This window comes from Ralstonia sp. AU12-08 (assembly GCF_000442475.1).
Classification (GTDB): Bacteria; Pseudomonadota; Gammaproteobacteria; order Burkholderiales; family Burkholderiaceae; genus Ralstonia; species Ralstonia insidiosa.
The window spans coordinates 1-1,288 of record NZ_ASZV01000072.1; the positions used below are offsets into that span (position 1 = coordinate 1).

The following is a 1,288-nucleotide window of genomic DNA, read 5'->3' on the forward strand; positions in this document are numbered from 1 at the left end:
AGCTTGCCCCCGCAAAACGAATCCCTTGCTGAGGTTAAACTGAAGCAAGGAGAGATGTGATGACAAGCAAGACAAAGCGGGCGCAGTACACGCTGGAATTCAAGCTGGAAGCGGTACGGCTGGTGAAGAGCGGGCAGAGCATGGCAGTGGTTAGCGCGACCCTGGGCATCAGAGCGCAGACGCTGCATAACTGGGTCAAGGCGGAGCGGGAAGGCAAGCTGACTGGTGCGGGTATGAAGCCGGTCAGCCCGGAGCAGATGGAGCTGGCCCGGCTTCGGGCGGAGGTGGCGCGCTTGAAGATGGAGCGCGATATTTTAAAAAAAGCCGCAGCATACTTTGCGAAGGAGTCGGTGTGAGGTATGCGTTCATCGAGCGAAACCGACGTTACTGGCCGGTCTCGGTCCTGTGTGAGCTGTTAGGGGTCAGCCCCAGCGGCTATCACCAGCGCAAGCAACGCACAGTAAGCACCGACAGGCCAGATAGAGGCCGACTCAGTGACGATGCCTTGTTGGCCCACATCAAGGCGATTCACGCCGGGGTCAAGGGGGAGTACGGCTGGCCGCGCATGTGGAAGGAACTGCTGGCGCGTGGGGTGCGGGTGGGCAAGGAGCGTGTTCGCAAGCTGATGGCGCTGCACGGCATCCGTGCCCGCCACAAGCGCAAGTACATCGCGACAACCAACTCGAACCACGATTTGCCGGTGGCCCCCAATCTGCTGCAACGCGACTTTAGCCCAGCAGCACCCAATCAAGTCTGGACGAGCGACATAACCTATGTGGCGACCGCCGAAGGCTGGCTCTACCTGGTGGTCATCATCGACCTGTTCAGCCGGCAGGTGGTTGGCTGGTCGATGCAACCACACATGAAGGCCGAATTGGTCACGGACGCGCTGCGCATGGCCTGGTTCCGGCGCCGCCCGGAAGCCGGTGTGATTGTGCACACCGACCGGGGAAGCCAGTATTGCAGCCATCTGTTTCAAGACGCCCTGAAGGCGTATGGCATGCGCTCGTCAATGAGCCGCAGGGGCGATTGCTGGGACAACGCGCCGACTGAGAGTCTGTGGGGGTCGTTGAAGGTCGCTCGCCTGCACGGTCGCCAGTTCGCTACCCGCCGCGCCGCAATGGACGAGGTAATTGACTGGCTTGGCTTTTATAATGCCAGCCGACTCCACTCGACGCTGGGCTACGTCAGCCCCATGACGTTCGAGAAAAACTGGTCCGCAGCTCAGCAACACCGGGCTGCCTAATTCCCTCGGTTATGGGATTCGTGGAACAGGGGCAAGGTCACC

General features: G+C 60.7%; 1 protein-coding gene. It reads left to right on the top strand.

Annotated features, from left to right (window positions below; all coding sequences use genetic code 11):
* Window positions 1–59: 59 nt before the first annotated feature.
* Window positions 60–1,246, top strand: a protein-coding gene (locus C404_RS58680; protein WP_085960481.1) for an IS3-like element ISRme13 family transposase whose coding sequence is annotated in 2 segments (ribosomal slippage) — window positions 60–315 and window positions 315–1,246 — 1,188 coding nt in all. Because the reading frame shifts where the segments join, the coding sequence is not laid out codon by codon here.
* Window positions 1,247–1,288: the final 42 nt, after the last annotated feature.